We start from the raw sequence: 15,085 nt of genomic DNA, 5'->3' as shown, positions 1-15,085 counted from the left end.
CGCACCCGCAGCCGCAGGCCGGAACCAGGAAGCTTTTGGTCGAATTGGTCGCGCACGGGGCGGTGGGATGGTGGATACGATGCATATCGGGGTGACTCGTCCCTTCCGCTTGACCGACATCAAGGTTGGAGTCGGTCATTCATGAAAAAGGTAGAAATCAACGCCCAGCATTGAGGGATAGCCCGCCATGGCCGAGCGCACCGAACCTGACCTGCCGCTGGATTTGAGGGCCACCGATGATGCCAGCTCGGTCGTGACGAAGCGCAGACCGTTCAAGCGTCGCTACCTTCTGGTTCTCTTCATTCCCGTCCTGATGTTTTCCGGCGCGGTTATCGGTATGTATTTCCAGCCGCCGCTGTTGAAAGCATTTTACGGCCTGACCGGCCTGCAACCCGGGGGTGGGTCCGACGCACCTATCGCCCTGCCGCCCAATGTCGAAATGCCGCAACGCATGGCGGAAACCATGTTGCCCAGCGATGTGATCGGTTTGGCGCGTCTCATGCCCGATGGCGATGTCTCAGTGGTGGCGGCGCCGTATGGCGCGGGCGACGCGCGAATTGCCGAACTGCTCGTATCGGTCGGCCAAAGGGTGGAGAAAGGTGCGGTTCTGGCGCGGCTAGACAACGCAGCTGCGCTGGAAGGCGCGATGCTGACGGCCGAGGCCAATCTCGCCATCCGCGAGGCGACCCTGATGCAGACCCGCGCCACGGTCCAATCCAGCCGCGACGAGGCGAAGGCCACGCTGGAACAGGCCGCCGCCTCGGCGACCGAGGGGGCGGCCAACCTCCAGCGCACCGAGGAACTGTTTCAGCGCGGCGTCGCCACCCAGGCGACGCTTGACGCAGCCCGCGCTGCCGCCGAGGGGGCAAGGCTCGCCGTGACACGCGCCGAGGCGACATTGGCGCGCTTTTCCGCCATCGGCCTCGATGACCAGCCGGACGTTGTGGTCGCCACCCGAAACGTCGCGGCGGGCAAGGCCGATCTCGCCCGCGCGCGGCTTGACCTGCAGCGCGCGTCGGTCGTCGCGCCGATTGCCGGCACGATCCTCGACATCAACGCCACGCCCGGTCAACGCCCGCCCGCCGACGGCATCATGCAGATGGGCGATACCAGCCGTATGATGGCCGAAGTGGAAATCTGGCAGGACCGCATCGCTAGGGTCGCTGTAGGCCAGCCCGTCGAACTTGTCTCGGCAGTGCTGGTCAGGACGTTGCAGGGAAAGGTCGATTCGATCGGGCTTACCGTCGGGCGGCAGGGTCTGATCTCGGACGACGCTGCCGAAAACAAGGATGCCCGCGTGATCCGCGTGCTCGTGGCGCTGGATGCGGCATCGTCCGATATCGCCGCGCGCTTCACCAACCTTGAGGCCATCGCCCGCATCGACACCAGCGGAACCGGGACCACACCGTGAAGTGGCTGTTACAGCGCCTTCTCGGTCGGCTGCCGATCGGCTGGCTGCAACTGACGCACAATCCGATGCGCTTTGCCGCCGCCCTGATCGGGGTCGCCTTTGCCAATGTTCTGGTCTTTGTGCAGTTGGGCATCATGACGTCGATGGGGACCGCAACGCTGCGCCCCTACACCTTCTTTGCCGCTGACGTGATGATCTCGGCCGCCGATGCGAATGCCCTGACCGACGGTGGCAACGTCGCGCGGCAATGGATGTTGCAGGCCCTCGCCGATCCCGACGTGGTCGACGGCATGGGGCTGTTCATCGGCAATGTGCCGTGGGATCGCGGCGATGCCGACATCAGCCTGACCACCTTTGGCGTGGATCCGGCCAAGCCGGACCTCGTGGCCCCCGTGATCGCAACCGACCTCTCGCTGCTGGAGGTGCAGGATGCAGCCATCATCGACCGTCTCGCCCGCGGAATGAAGCGCGACGAAACGGCAGCGATCCGCCCGCAATCGCCCTTGTCCTTTGAATCGCAGGGCCGCACGCTGACGGCCTATTCCACCTTTGCCGGAGGTGGCGGGTTCGGCGGCGACGGGTACATGATGGTGTCCGACCAGACCTTCCTGTCCTTGTTCCCCGCGCGCCGGTCGACCGCGCCGGACCACATCCTGCTGCGCCTTCGCCCCGGTGCGGATGTGGCGGCTGTCGTGCCCCGCCTGCGCAAGCTGGTGTCAGACCCGGCCCTGCGCATCCGCAGCTACGCCGATGCCGCGCAGGAGGAACTAACCTATCAGCAGACGAAGCGACCCACCGGCATCATCTTCGGCTTTGGTGTCTTGATCGGGGTGCTGGTAGGGCTGGTCATCGTCTATCAGGTGCTGTCGACCGACGTCGCCGACCATCTGCGCGAATACGCGACATTCAAGGCAATGGGTTATGGTCAGCGCTTCTTCATGGGGATCGTCCTCGAAGAGGCGCTGATCCTTGGCATTCTCGGCTTTCTGCCAGGGTTTGCCGTAGGCGCGACGATCCTCACCGTGATGGGCAAGGTGACGACGCTGCCGTTGGCCGTGACGCCATCAATGGCGGTCATCGTCTTCGTAGGGACGGTGGTCTTTTCGACGCTTTCCGGGGCGATCGCCACCCGACGGCTTGCCGCCGCTGACCCTGCCGACCTGTTTTGAGGGTCGATATGGAAACCGGGCCGATTGTCGACATGCATGGGGTGAACCACTGGTTCGGCCAAGGCTCTGCCCGCAAGCAGGCGCTTCATGACATCGGTCTGAAACTGGACCGCGGCAGTTTCACGGTTCTCATGGGGCCGTCCGGATCGGGCAAGACTACACTCCTCACCCTGATCGGATGCCTGCGCGCGGTGCAGGACGGCACGCTGCTCCTGATGGGCCAAGAATTGCATGATGCGAACGACGCGAAGCTTGTCGAAATGCGGCGCAGGCTCGGCTTCATCTTCCAGGCGCATAATCTGCATGAAAGCCTGACGGCAGAGCAGAACGTCATGATGGGCGCGCAAGTCCATCCGTCAGTGACGGACGATCAGGCCGGTCGCGCCGCAAGGCATCTGCTCGGCCTAGTCGGATTGGCGGACCGAGTGGAATATCTGCCCGCGAACCTCTCCGGCGGCCAGAAGCAGCGCGTCGCCATCGCGCGCGCGCTGGTTGGAAACCCTGCCCTGCTGCTGGCTGATGAACCGACCGCCGCGCTCGACAAGGACAGCGCGTCGCATATGGTCGATCTTCTCCGACGCATCGGTGCCTCACGCGGCATGACAACGCTTCTCGTCACCCATGACAACCGCATCCTCGACCGCGCTGACCGTATCCTTACCCTTGAAGACGGGCGGATCGTCGGGGATCAAGAGCGAACGATCCGCTAAGCGGTCACCACTGAGCGATCGCCAGACCACCGATATGAGTGCAATCGGTCGATCTCCTTGACCTCGATCATGCCAATTTGAAGTGCATGTGTCATATTCAACCTCAAGAATGCAATGCCCCAGCTGGAGGATTCAGTTGACCGCGCTTCCCCTTGGTATCCGAGAGAACCTGACGCAGTTTTCCCATCAACTGGTTCAGGTGCTGCTGGTGGGCTTCGCCATTGGCATGATGCGCACCGTGATCCCTGCGCTGGCGGAGAGCGAATTCGGCGTGCCGCGGGGGTCGTTTCTGCTTTTGACGGCATTTGTCGTGGCCTTTGGTGCCGTCAAGGCGGTGATGAACTTCGTCGCCGGACGCCTGTCGGAGCGGATCGGCCGCAAGCGGGTCTTGCTCTGGGGCTGGATCATCGCGCTGCCCATTCCGGTGCTGATCTGGTCCGCGCCGAACTGGAACTGGATCGTCGCCGCAACGGTCCTGCTTGGGGTCAACCAGGGGCTTTGTTGGTCAATGACGCAGACCGCAAAACTTGACATCACGCGCGCTGATCAACGCGGGCTGACAATGGGGCTGAATGAATTCTCGGGCTATGTTGGAGTGGCGCTGGCGGGTGTGGTCACGGCCTATACGGCAGACGCTCTGGGTGCGCGGCTGGGTCTCTTGGTCTTTGGGATGACAACTGTCGTCACGGCGCTGGTCTTGACTGTGGTCTGGGTCAAGGACACGCTTCCATGGGCGAAGGCCGAGACGGCGGCGCACAAACTGAGCGCGCTGAAGTTTCGTCCCCGGTATCCGCAAGGCGTGCCCGAGCATCCCACGACGCGTGAGGTCTTCGCCCTGATGAGCTGGCACGACAAACGGCTTGCAGCGCTGTCGCAAGCAGGCTTAGTGGAAAAGTTCGTTGACGCGCTGGTCTGGGTGATCTTGCCCGTCTTTCTGGTTGCGAGAGGTGCCAGTTTGACGGAAATGGGCTGGATCGTCGGCGCTTACGGTTTTGTCTGGGGCGGAGCGCAGCTTTTCACAGGGCGTCTTTCGGATCATGTCGGGCGGTTCTGGCCGAGCGTCTTGGGCATGTGGATCTGCGGCGCTGGAGTGTCCATGGTGGTTCTGGGCAATGGCTCCGCGTGGTGGTCTTTGTCAGCCGGGGTTGCGGGTTTTGGCATGGCGCTCCTCTATCCGAATCTCGGAGCCGCTGTTGCTGACATCACTCCGCCCGCCTGGCGTGGTTCTGCCATCGGCATCTATCGCTTTTGGCGTGATCTCGGCTACGGGATCGGCGCCCTCGGTCTGGGGCTGGTGGCCCACCTGACCGGCGGGATCGAAGCTGCGTTCTGGTTCGTGTCGATCTCGATGTTCATCTCGGGCGCAATTTTGTTCTATTGGGGCGAAGAAACCCATCCACGCCTGAACCCGGCACCGCAGACGACTCCGGATACGGTCAATTCGAAGGTCGCAATATGAGCGCAGACTGGATCAAGCAATTTCCCGGATTGTCCCGATTGGAGCCAAGGGTCCAAGACGTGCTGACCCGCAAAAGCACTGTCATTGCGGTGCCGGAGGGCACCGTGATCTTTGGCCCGGGCAAATCGCCGGAGAACCTGCTTCTTCTGCTCCAAGGTCGTGTCAGGGTGCAGCAGGTGTCCGAGGCGGGGCGCGAGATCGTCCTCTACCGCGTGGAGGCGGGGCAGAGTTGCGTGCTGACCACAGCTTGCCTGCTGGCCCATGAAAACTACTCCGCAGAAGGCATCGCTGAAACAAATGTGCGCGCGGTGGCGATCCCGCGCGCAGTCTTCGATGATCTGGTTTCGCAGTCTGTCACGTTCCGCGATTTCATTTTCACCGCCTATTCCAGGCGCATTACCGATCTGTTTCAGATTATCGAAGATATCGCCTTTCAACGCGTCGACATCAGGCTGGCACAAAGGCTCATCGATCTGGAGCGTGGTACCGGGCAGATCAAGGCTACTCATCAGCAGATGGCTGCCGAATTGGGCACAGCGCGGGAGGTCATCTCGCGGCAGTTGGGCGAGTTTCAGCGGCGGGGCTGGATCCGCCAGTCGCGAGGAACGATCGAATTGGTAGACCTTGCCGGACTCGAACGTCTGGCGGCACTGGATATGGAGGCAGCTGGATCGCTGGCCACCGCGCGCCCGCAAGCATCAACTCACACCTGACGCGTGCATGGCGCTTCGCAGGCGGAGTGCGGATGTCACCAATTAAGGGGTATGGCTTTTGCCCCGGATCCCGGCGAGCGGGTAGCCCCAAAGGCACGTCACACCAAGCGCGCAAGATGGCTGTGTTGCGGTGCCGGGTTTGAACTGGCCAGACGATTTCTTCCGGTTGGTGACATCGTCACTGAACCACGAGTCGAAGCGTCATAAACAGTCCCCGTAATCGAACGGAGATCTGGATCATGACAGCCATCGAAACCTTGTTCACCCCTTGGCAATCGCTGGCGGGCGGCGTGCTGATCGGGCTTGCGTCGGTTCTGCTGATGCTGACTCTCGGCCGGATCATGGGTGCAACGGGCATCCTTGCTGGCGTGCTAACGCCATCGGCGCATCCCGATATTGCCTGGCGCCTTGCCCTTCTGGCCGGAATGATAAGCGGCCCGCTGGCTGTGATGGCCGTTACCGGACAGATGCCGGCGGTCGATGTGCCGGTGTCCATTCCTATGCTCCTTGTTGGCGGCTTGCTGGTAGGAATCGGCGTCACTTATGGCTCGGGTTGCACTTCAGGGCATGGAGTCTGCGGGGTCGCGCGGTTGTCGCGCCGGTCCATCGCGGCCACGGCGATGTTCATGCTGACCACCGGAATGACCGTCTATGTCATCCGCCATGTTGTGTGGGCCTGACCATGCGTCTTCTTTCAACCTATCTCATCGGCCTGATCTTCGGCGTCGGCATCGCAATCTCGGGCATGGCCAACCCTGCAAAAGTGCTTAACTTCTTTGATATTGCGGGCATTTGGGACCCAAGCCTCATCTTCGTGATGGGCGGCGCGGTTGTCGTTGCCTTCGTCGGTTACAGAATCGTACTGCGCAGGTCAGCACCAATCATCGACGCCAAATTCCACTTGCCCGACAACCCGCGCATCGATGCGCGCCTGCTGGGCGGCTCGGCTCTGTTCGGAGTGGGTTGGGGCATTGCCGGATTCTGCCCTGGCGGCGCACTGCCCGCCTTGGGAACGGGCAGGATCGAGGTCTTCGCCTTCGTAGCCGCCCTGATCGCCGGGATCTTCGCCGCCAAGTGGCTGATGGCACTCACCCATGCCAGAGCCGCGCGCCTGCTGCGTCGTGAAACCTGAACCGAAAAGGAAACTTTCATGAGCGACTATCCGATCAACATGTCTATGAAGCCCGAGGTCGAGGCGTTCTTCGACCCGGCGACCAACACCATCAGCTACGTGGTCAAGGACCCTTCCTCGAACGCCTGCGCCGTGATCGATTCCGTCATGGACATCGACTATGCGGCGGGACGGATCACCCATGACCATGCCGACGCCATCATCGACCACATCCGCAAGAACGACTTGAAGCTGGCGTGGATCATCGAAACCCACGTCCATGCCGATCACCTGTCGGCTGCGCCCTACATTCAGAACGCGCTCGGCGGCAAGATCGGTATCGGCGACAAGATCATGGTCGTGCAGGAGACCTTCGGGAAGATCTTCAACGAAGGCACCGAGTTTCAACGCGACGGCAGCCAGTTCGACGCCCTGTTCAAAGACGGCGACACCTACATGGTCGGCAACATGCAGGCAGTGGCAATCTACACGCCCGGCCACACGCCCGCCTGCATGGTTCATGTAATGGGCGACGCAGCCTTTGTCGGCGACACGCTCTTCATGCCCGATGGCGGATCAGCCCGCGCCGATTTCCCGGGAGGCGATGCGGCAACCCTTTTCGACAGCATCCAGAAAGTGCTGACCTTACCCGACGCAATGCGTCTGTTCATGTGCCACGACTACGGCCCCAACGGTCGCGATATCCAGTGGGAGACCACGGTCGCCGCCGAGAAAGAGCACAACATCCACGTCGGCAAAGGTGCCACGAAAGAACAGTTCGTGAAGTTCCGCACCGAACGCGATGCGACCTTGGCGATGCCGAAGCTCATAATCCCATCGCTCCAGGTGAACATGCGCGCGGGCGAGGTGCCGACTGACAAGGATGGCCGCCCGATGCTCAAAGTGCCCGTCAATGGCCTGTAGTTTTGCAACCCGAAACCCAAAATCTTCACGCTCACTGAGAGGACTGAACCATGAATAACGTCACGCACATCACGCCAGATTTCGCGGTAAGCCCGCAGATTACCCCCGCACAACTGGCGAAGCTCAAGGCCGCCGGCTTCACCACCGTGATCTGCAACCGTCCTGACCACGAGGATGCGGGCCAGCCGACCTTTGCCGAGATCAAGGCCGCCGCCGAGGCGGTCGGGCTTGAAGCCCACCACATCCCAATCAAACCCGGTCAGGCGACAGGGGCTGATGTTGAAGCCTTCGATACTGCTGTGACTACGGCCAAGGGCAAGGTGCTGGCCTATTGCCGATCCGGCGGACGGGCACAAAGCCTCTTTGCCGCCACGCGCGGCTGACGCGGCAGGCTGCCCGATCCGGTGAGGTGGCCCCGTAATGGGCCACGTTCCCCTTCAAGATCCAGAAAAGAACCTTTCCATGGCCGTCCCATCCGTCGCCCGCTACTTTCCGATCCTGCAATGGGGTCGGACCTATGACCGCCATGCCCTGACAAGCGACCTGCTGGCCGCGGTGATCGTAACGATCATGCTGATCCCGCAGTCGCTCGCCTACGCCCTGCTGGCCGGGCTGCCGCCCGAGGCCGGGCTATACGCCTCCATCGCGCCGATCATCCTTTACGCCATCTTCGGCACAAGCCGCGCCCTTGCGGTGGGGCCGGTGGCGGTCGTGTCGTTGATGACAGCTGCGGCCATTGGAAATATCGCCGACCAAGGCACCATGGGCTACGCGGTTGCAGCCCTGACACTGGCTGCGTTGTCGGGTGCTATCCTGCTGGCGATGGGGCTCCTGAAACTGGGCTTTCTTGCCAACTTCCTGTCGCATCCGGTAATCGCCGGCTTTATCACCGCATCGGGCATTCTGATCGCGACCAGCCAGATCAAGCATGTTCTGGGCATCAGCGCCGGCGGCGATACCATACCGGAAATGGTAACTTCGCTGGCAGGAAATCTGTCAGCTACGAACTGGATCACTCTGCTGATCGGGGTCAGCGCCACCGCGTTCCTTTTCTGGGTGCGCAAGGGACTGAAGCCGCTGCTGCGACGTGCAGGACTTGGCCCAAGGCTGGCCGATATGGTGACCAAGGCCGGGCCGGTGCTTGCCGTCGTGGTGTCGACCGTGGCGGTCTGGGGCCTCGGGCTGGATGCGCAGGGTGTCCGGATCGTTGGCGTGGTTCCGCAGGGCCTGCCGCCACTGACACTTCCGTTGTTTTCAGTCGACCTGATCCGCCCTCTGCTGCTCCCGGCATTGCTCATCTCGGTCATCGGCTTCGTGGAATCTGTGTCCGTTGCGCAAACGCTCGCCGCCAAGAAGCGCCAGCGGATCGACCCAAATCAGGAACTGATCGGTCTTGGCGCCGCGAACCTCGGGGCGGCCTTCACTGGCGGCTACCCGGTGACGGGCGGGTTTGCCCGGTCGGTCGTCAATTTCGATGCGGGGGCTGAAACGCCCGCCGCGGGAATCCTGACCGCCGTTGGCCTTGCTATCGCCGCCGTCGCACTGACGCCTTTGATCTATTTCCTGCCTACGGCGACCCTCGCAGCCACTATCATCGTGGCTGTCCTATCACTGGTGGACTTTTCGATCTTGAAGCGCAGTTGGAGCTATTCTAGGGCGGATTTTCTTGCTGTCGCCACCACCATTCTCTTGACCTTGGGGTTCGGCGTGGAAACGGGCGTCTCTGCTGGCGTGGCCCTGTCAGTTGCGCTGCACCTTTACAAAACATCCCGCCCACATGTGGCCGAGGTAGGCCTTGTTCCCGGCACGCAGCACTTCCGCAACATTCACCGCCATAGCGTTCTGACCGATCCGACACTTCTCAGCATTCGCATCGACGAAAGCCTCTACTTCGCCAACGCCCGTTTCCTGGAGGATTATATTGCCGATCGCGTTGCAACGGATTGCCCCATCCGGAACGTGGTAATCATGTGCTCGGCGATAAACGAGATCGACCTGAGCGCGCTTGAGAGCCTTGAAGCGATCAACCACCGCCTAGGCACGATGAACGTCAAACTGCATCTGTCAGAGGTGAAGGGCCCCGTGATGGATCGGTTGAAGAAATCACACTTCCTGGATGGGCTGACCGGGCAGGTATTTCTGTCGCAATACGACGCCATGCGGACTCTTGCTCCCCAGACGGTATGCTCCGAGCCACCTCGGCCGGGTAGCAACCCGGCAGTTCCCGGCGTGCGCTCGGCAACAGATGCGTGACGGAGCCTCGCGGGCATGATGGTCCGCGCACTCCGACCGCCCCATCATCTATGGTTTCGCCGAACCGGCTACCGTCGACGCATTTGTCGGTTCCCCAAAAGCGAACCGCCAACGCTCCCTCCGCGCGCTACTTACGACGCGCGCGTCCACAAGGCTAATGAAAGGTGAGCCCTACGGCCAAGGGCCAAATTGTCCCGACCGTCAGAGTGAGACACTCCTCACTCTGAATTGCCGGAGAAGGTCGATGGACCTGGTTTCGCATCCGAGGCGACGATCAGTTCCAGTTCGATGACCTCATCTCCCACGGCGTCACCTTGCCATCACCATCCTCGTCCGCCGCGTCGAAGTGCGCTTTGGAAGCGGCGATGAACTCGGCCTTCGTCACCGCGCCGTCCTTGTCGGCATCCATCGGAGTGAAGCGGGCTTCCTTGCGGGCCTGCATCTGGGCCTGAAGGTCCTGGTTGAAGCCGAACTGTTGCCCCATGCGGACGGACATGAACTCGTCAAGGGTCAGGGTGCCGTCATCATCGCCGTCCATCGCGGTAAACGTCATGTCTGCGTGCGATGCCGCTTCCTCAGCCGAGACAACGCCATCTTCGTTCGCGTCGATCAAGGCAAAGCGTCCGCGGCCCGGCACATTCGGGTTTCCCCAGCCCTGCATCATGCCATAGCCAGGCCCGTCAGGATTGCCCGGACCCATCCCGTTACCTTGACCCCACCCCATCATGGGGCCGTTGGAATAGCCTTGCCAAGGCATCCATCCGGAAAAGGGGCCGCTCCACTGGTTGTTGTATCCCGGCCCCATCTGCGCGACGGCAGGCGAGGCCAAGGCGGCGAGTAGCGAGAGTGTGAGCACTGTGCGTTTCATGGCTGGATATCCTTCGTTGTGTTCTGGTTGAAGATGGGAATCGACGAACGTGCGCGTGCGTCAGGGCCGCGTTCTGCGTCAGCCGAACTTGAGGAACAGCTTCGAATACGCGGGCTTGAGGCCCGCGATTGCCGCCTTGACACCGGTCGCATCGCCTGACTGTGCCGCAGCTTGCAGGGCTTGAACGCTTTTCAGCAAACCGTCGACCAAAGGCTCGTATGCCGGATCCGCTGCCTCTGGCGCCGGGTGCGCGGCTATGTCTTCGGCAAGATACGCTAGAACCGCGGCTGCATCTTGAAGGGCAGCTACCCCGTCTTTGCTCTCGCCGCCCACCTCGGCCTCCAGCACCTGCTCCATCTCGGCGTGGTAGGCGTTCATCCGGTCAGAAAAGCCGATCACCCCGTTGCGCTCGTGAAGGTCTCCGATTTCTGACCTGATCGCTTCAAGCGTGACATGCGCCGTCGCAAGGTCACCGCGTGCGGCCTCGTCTGCGGCTTTGTCGATCACGGTGTCGACGCTGGTCATCGTGCCGGCGAGCAGACTGTCATCGGCGTATTGCGGCGGCGGCGCAGAGGTCCACTCCTGCGACAGCGCTTCCCATTTCTGGTTCAGGCTTTCCAGCGCCTTTGCGGTTGCGTCCGCATCGCCACCATTGGTTTGGAAAAGCGACACGCGGTAGTCTCCGTAGACACTGCGCAACTCGCCCTCGGCGTCCTGAACGGGACCGGCGAACCCAACGGCCGGCAACAGCACCGAACCGAAAAGTAGAGAGATGTGATGAGTTCTGGGCATGTCAGACCTTGATGATTCATATTCTACAGATTGAATATTACACATCCGTCGGGGCGTACGTATGACACAGATCAATCTTGCCGTCCCATCGGGTCCACTGCATTGAACGCATGCCGTCGCAGGCGCTCAATGCTGGCAATGGTTGACTGCGCCAGTATCGAAATCAAACTCCGTTCAGGTGGTTGCTAACTGTGCCCGAACTCTGACTGCCAAGGACTTCCTGTTCGCTTGGATCGACGCGCTTCCAGCTTGGCTAATCAACCTCATCCGGCCGAACAAGGTCGATTGGCAGTCGGCAAAGACAAATAGTGCAGTCGATGAGAAGGCTGAAATTGCATAGGTGGCGGAGCCTTAGATCGCGCCACTGCTCACCGCGTTGGTAGCCATCAAGCAGCTATGGGAACTGGAACGCGCGATTTGCACCACGAAGCATCTGATCAAGAGGTGCAAGACGGCTCGGCATTTCGCAGTACGCCATGTTTCGGACCGCGCCTTTGTTGCTGGCCTCACGGATCGTCTCGGGATGGCCGATAGCCGCAAAGCAGACCTTGGCTTCAAGGCAGTCGAACGACTTCTAAGGGCCGTTCGCGTTAACGCACCTGCATGTGGGTCGACCGCGCTATGGTTTGGGAGAACGATCGCTCAAGGATCGACCCGAGTTAAGTACGATGCCAGAAGATGGATCGCCTACTCCCTCGACCGGAGCCCGGGCTACCCGATGCCCAACCTCACCGACATGCTCCTTGGCAGCGATAGGGATGGCAGTCAGGACGACGGTTATCGCTAGGAGATTTCCATTTTTTTGATTTTTTTATCGGCCGCTTCGTTCGGCTATGCGTGCGTTGCGATTCCGACCGACCGTGCGGAACAGTATGTAGTCACTGCAGGAGGAGGTATTCAGGGGGACCCGGGGTGGGGGTAGGTGGGGTCCAAAAGGTGCATTTTCCGCGAAGGCCCGGGGGGGGATGTGGGCGGGACACCGTCCCAGGCCCGGCGAACGCGACAACGAACGCGGCAATGGGTTGGCATCAGGCATGACAAAGCCTCCCGCGAGGGAGGCGCAAGATACTGATAAATATGTTGGAAAGTCTGGTTGCGGGGACAGGATTTGAACCTGTGACCTTCAGGTTATGAGCCTGACGAGCTACCGGGCTGCTCCACCCCGCGACGGTTGTCATCGTGAGCTGCGGGTTGGGGCTCAATTGATGACTGGATCGTTTTGTTTTGGATCGTATTTGAGAGAGACATGTTTCTGATCAGGTTTGGCGGTGACCTACTCTCCCACGTCTTGAGACGCAGTACCATTGGCGCGACGGCACTTATCGGCCGAGTTCGGGAAGGGATCGGGAGTTTTGCTCGTGCTATGACCACCAAACCAGAACAGAGACAGGTCGCGGGTTTTTTCCCGCGACAACATCAGTTGAGTTCCAAGTCCAGGCTGCGCGATGTGCGCAGCAGCATGTGTTGCTTTTGACGATCCGTTTCGGGGCATTTTCTGCCTTGCTGTTTCTGGATCAAATCAAGCCTATCGGGCCATTAGTACCGGTCAGCTGAATGCATTGCTGCACTTACACCTCCGGCCTATCGACGTGGTGGTCTACCACGGCCCTCAAGGGAGACCTTGTTTTGAAGGGGGCTTCCCGCTTAGATGCCTTCAGCGGTTATCCTGTCCGAACATAGCTACCCAGCACTACCGTTGGCACGATAACTGGTCCACCAGTGGTTCGTTCACCCCGGTCCTCTCGTACTAGGGGCAACTCTTCTCAAGTCTCCTACACCCACGGCAGATAGGGACCGAACTGTCTCACGACGTTCTAAACCCAGCTCACGTACCTCTTTAAATGGCGAACAGCCATACCCTTGGGACCTGCTCCAGCCCCAGGATGAGATGAGCCGACATCGAGGTGCCAAACGATGCCGTCGATATGGACTCTTGGGCATCATCAGCCTGTTATCCCCAGCGTACCTTTTATCCGTTGAGCGATGGCCCTCCCACTTGGGACCACCGGATCACTATGACCGACTTTCGTCTCTGCTCGACTTGTCAGTCTTGCAGTCAGGCAGGCTTCTGCCATTGCACTCAACGACCGATTTCCGACCGGTCTGAGCCTACCTTCGCGCGCCTCCGTTACTGTTTGGGAGGCGACCGCCCCAGTCAAACTCCCCACCATGCAGGGTCCCGGACCCGGATAACGGGCCGCGGTTAGACATCAGAAGTGCGAAGGGTGGTATCTCAAGGGAGGCTCCACGAAGACTGGCGTCCCCGCTTCAATGCCTACCACCTATCCTGCACATCACAATCCTGATGCCAGTGCAAAGCTGGAGTAAAGGTGCATGGGGTCTTTCCGTCTAACCGCGGGTAGTGTGCATCTTGACACACAGTTCAATTTCGCTGAGTCCACGTTAGAGACAGCGGGGAGATCGTTACGCCATTCGTGCAGGTCGGAACTTACCCGACAAGGAATTTCGCTACCTTAGGACCGTTATAGTTACGGCCGCCGTTTACTGGGGCTTCAATTCAGAGCTTGCACCCCTCCTTTTAACCTTCCAGCACCGGGCAGGCGTCAGACTGTATACGTCGCCTTACGGCTTCGCACAGCCCTGTGTTTTAAGTAAACAGTCGCCACCCCCTAGTTTGTGCCCCCCGCCCATACTTGCGTACAGACGGGGCCTCCTTCTCGCGAACTTACGGAGGCATTTTGCCGAGTTCCTTTAACGTGGTTCTCTCAAGCGCCTTGGTATACTCTACCAGTCCACCTGTGTCGGTTTAGGGTACGGTCTGATGGAGGGCTATTTCCTGGAACCTCTAAGCAGCCCACCCAATCCGATAAGGGCAGACAACCGTCGAGATCCGTCACATCCTCCTGGCCACGGAATATTAACCGTGTTCCCATCGACTACGCCTTTCGGCCTCGCCTTAGGGGCCGGCTTACCCTGCTCAGATTAGCTTTAAGCAGGAACCCTTGGACTTTCGGCGAGAGGGTCTCTCACCCTCTTTGTCGCTACTCATGTCAACATTCTCGCTTCTGATCTCTCCACCGGATGCCTTTCAGCCCGGCTTCACAGAAAGCTCTCCATGTCCGTCTCCGCCCCCCATTGCTGGAGGTTATGCAGATAAGACATGATGAGCTATATCACAGAACGCTCCGCTACCACGCACATCGCTGTGCATCCTGAGCTTCGGCTCGTGGCTTGAGCCCCGTTACATCTTCGCCGCAGGACAGCTTATCTAGACCAGTGAGCTGTTACGCTATCTTTAAATGATGGCTGCTTCTAAGCCAACATCCTGGTTGTTTTGGCCGTCCCACATGCTTTCCCACTTAGCCACGAATTAGGGGCCTTAGCTGCAGGTCAGGGTTGTTTCCCTCTTCACGACGGACGTTAGCACCCGCCGTGTGTCTCCCGGATAGTACTCTCGGGTATTCGGAGTTTGCTTAGACTCAGTAAGGCTGTGGGCCCCCATCATCCATGCAGTGCTCTACCCCCCGAGGTATTCGTCCGAGGCGCTACCTAAATAGCTTTCGCGGAGAACCAGCTATCTCCAGGTTTGATTAGCCTTTCACCCCTAGCCACAAGTCATCCAGACCCTTTTCAACGGGTGTTGGTTCGGACCTCCAGCACGTGTTACCGTGCCTTCATCCTGCTCATGGCTAGATCACCTGGTTTCGGGTCTGA

12 protein-coding genes, 1 tRNA gene and 2 rRNA genes (1 of these 15 running past the window's edge) are annotated in these 15,085 nt (G+C 60.3%); 10 read left to right on the top strand and 5 right to left on the bottom strand.

Translation table 11 applies throughout. The annotated features are described in order from the left end of the window. The first annotated feature begins 187 nt into the window (after nucleotides 1-187). From ACROUL_RS08360 to ACROUL_RS08315, 10 genes are all read left to right on the top strand, one after another. A complete protein-coding gene (locus ACROUL_RS08360) occupies nucleotides 188-1,411 on the top strand; it encodes an HlyD family efflux transporter periplasmic adaptor subunit (protein ID WP_431299044.1) in 1,224 nt (407 codons plus the stop codon). After that, nucleotides 1,408-2,580, top strand: coding sequence for an FtsX-like permease family protein (locus tag ACROUL_RS08355; RefSeq protein WP_431299043.1), 1,173 nt, complete (start codon nucleotides 1,408-1,410; stop codon nucleotides 2,578-2,580). Before ACROUL_RS08360 ends, ACROUL_RS08355 begins: the two co-directional genes overlap by 4 nt. 8 nt (nucleotides 2,581-2,588) lie before the next feature. Continuing rightward, nucleotides 2,589-3,290, top strand: a complete 702-nt coding sequence (locus ACROUL_RS08350; protein ID WP_431299042.1) for an ATP-binding cassette domain-containing protein — start codon at nucleotides 2,589-2,591, stop codon at nucleotides 3,288-3,290. A 136-nt stretch (nucleotides 3,291-3,426) separates the two neighbouring features. Next, complete coding sequence (locus ACROUL_RS08345) at nucleotides 3,427-4,749, top strand: MFS transporter (protein WP_431299041.1); 1,323 nt, start codon at nucleotides 3,427-3,429, stop codon at nucleotides 4,747-4,749. Then, complete coding sequence (locus ACROUL_RS08340) at nucleotides 4,746-5,462, top strand: Crp/Fnr family transcriptional regulator (RefSeq protein ID WP_431299040.1); 717 nt, start codon at nucleotides 4,746-4,748, stop codon at nucleotides 5,460-5,462. The genes ACROUL_RS08345 and ACROUL_RS08340 overlap by 4 nt, the downstream gene beginning before the upstream one ends. A gap of 239 nt (nucleotides 5,463-5,701) precedes the next feature. Beyond that, complete coding sequence (locus ACROUL_RS08335; protein ID WP_431299039.1) at nucleotides 5,702-6,142, top strand: YeeE/YedE family protein; 441 nt, start codon at nucleotides 5,702-5,704, stop codon at nucleotides 6,140-6,142. 2 nt (nucleotides 6,143-6,144) lie between these two features. Beyond that, nucleotides 6,145-6,594 carry a DUF6691 family protein gene (locus ACROUL_RS08330; RefSeq protein WP_431299038.1) on the top strand — a complete coding sequence of 150 codons (450 nt, stop codon included), beginning with the start codon at nucleotides 6,145-6,147 and terminating at the stop codon, nucleotides 6,592-6,594. 18 nt (nucleotides 6,595-6,612) lie between these two features. After that, on the top strand, nucleotides 6,613-7,497 hold the full coding sequence (locus ACROUL_RS08325; protein WP_431299037.1) for an MBL fold metallo-hydrolase: 885 nt from the start codon (nucleotides 6,613-6,615) through the stop codon (nucleotides 7,495-7,497). 50 nt (nucleotides 7,498-7,547) lie between these two features. After that, the gene (locus tag ACROUL_RS08320) at nucleotides 7,548-7,880 is read left to right on the top strand and encodes a TIGR01244 family sulfur transferase (protein ID WP_431299036.1); all 333 of its coding nucleotides are present in this window, start codon (nucleotides 7,548-7,550) and stop codon (nucleotides 7,878-7,880) included. A gap of 79 nt (nucleotides 7,881-7,959) precedes the next feature. Then, nucleotides 7,960-9,750, top strand: a complete 1,791-nt coding sequence (locus tag ACROUL_RS08315) for a SulP family inorganic anion transporter (protein WP_431299035.1) — start codon at nucleotides 7,960-7,962, stop codon at nucleotides 9,748-9,750. A gap of 274 nt (nucleotides 9,751-10,024) precedes the next feature. Here ACROUL_RS08315 and ACROUL_RS08310 read toward each other — a convergent pair whose 3' ends face one another. From ACROUL_RS08310 to ACROUL_RS08290, 5 genes are all read right to left on the bottom strand, one after another. Further along, nucleotides 10,025-10,618: an EF-hand domain-containing protein gene (locus ACROUL_RS08310; protein WP_431299034.1), complete on the bottom strand. Its 594-nt coding sequence runs from the start codon at nucleotides 10,616-10,618 to the stop codon at nucleotides 10,025-10,027. 78 nt (nucleotides 10,619-10,696) lie between these two features. Continuing rightward, nucleotides 10,697-11,410: a hypothetical protein gene (locus tag ACROUL_RS08305; RefSeq protein WP_431299033.1), complete on the bottom strand. Its 714-nt coding sequence runs from the start codon at nucleotides 11,408-11,410 to the stop codon at nucleotides 10,697-10,699. Between the two features lie 1,090 nt (nucleotides 11,411-12,500). Further along, nucleotides 12,501-12,577 (bottom strand) — tRNA-Met (locus ACROUL_RS08300). A gap of 93 nt (nucleotides 12,578-12,670) precedes the next feature. Next, a 5S ribosomal RNA gene (rrf, locus tag ACROUL_RS08295) occupies nucleotides 12,671-12,785 on the bottom strand. Nucleotides 12,786-12,925: 140 nt separating this feature from the next. Beyond that, nucleotides 12,926-15,085, bottom strand: a 23S ribosomal RNA gene (locus ACROUL_RS08290) (it continues 689 nt past the right edge of the window).

This window comes from Tabrizicola sp. BL-A-41-H6 (assembly GCF_050632395.1).
Lineage (GTDB): Bacteria > Pseudomonadota > Alphaproteobacteria > Rhodobacterales > Rhodobacteraceae > JAUYQR01.
This window is presented reverse-complemented; position numbering and strand designations above follow the sequence as displayed.

Excerpts from the sequence above, each read along its gene's own strand:
- ACROUL_RS08330 (WP_431299038.1), top strand. The coding sequence starts at position 6,145 with ATGCGTCTTCTTTCAACCTATCTCATCGGCCTGATCTTCGGCGTCGGC.
- ACROUL_RS08315 (WP_431299035.1), top strand. The coding sequence starts at position 7,960 with ATGGCCGTCCCATCCGTCGCCCGCTACTTTCCGATCCTGCAATGGGGT.
- ACROUL_RS08335 (WP_431299039.1), top strand. The coding sequence starts at position 5,702 with ATGACAGCCATCGAAACCTTGTTCACCCCTTGGCAATCGCTGGCGGGC.
- ACROUL_RS08340 (WP_431299040.1), top strand. The coding sequence starts at position 4,746 with ATGAGCGCAGACTGGATCAAGCAATTTCCCGGATTGTCCCGATTGGAG.
- ACROUL_RS08360 (WP_431299044.1), top strand. The coding sequence starts at position 188 with ATGGCCGAGCGCACCGAACCTGACCTGCCGCTGGATTTGAGGGCCACC.
- ACROUL_RS08305 (WP_431299033.1), bottom strand. The coding sequence starts at position 11,410 with ATGCCCAGAACTCATCACATCTCTCTACTTTTCGGTTCGGTGCTGTTG.
- ACROUL_RS08325 (WP_431299037.1), top strand. The coding sequence starts at position 6,613 with ATGAGCGACTATCCGATCAACATGTCTATGAAGCCCGAGGTCGAGGCG.
- ACROUL_RS08350 (WP_431299042.1), top strand. The coding sequence starts at position 2,589 with ATGGAAACCGGGCCGATTGTCGACATGCATGGGGTGAACCACTGGTTC.
- ACROUL_RS08320 (WP_431299036.1), top strand. The coding sequence starts at position 7,548 with ATGAATAACGTCACGCACATCACGCCAGATTTCGCGGTAAGCCCGCAG.
- ACROUL_RS08310 (WP_431299034.1), bottom strand. The coding sequence starts at position 10,618 with ATGAAACGCACAGTGCTCACACTCTCGCTACTCGCCGCCTTGGCCTCG.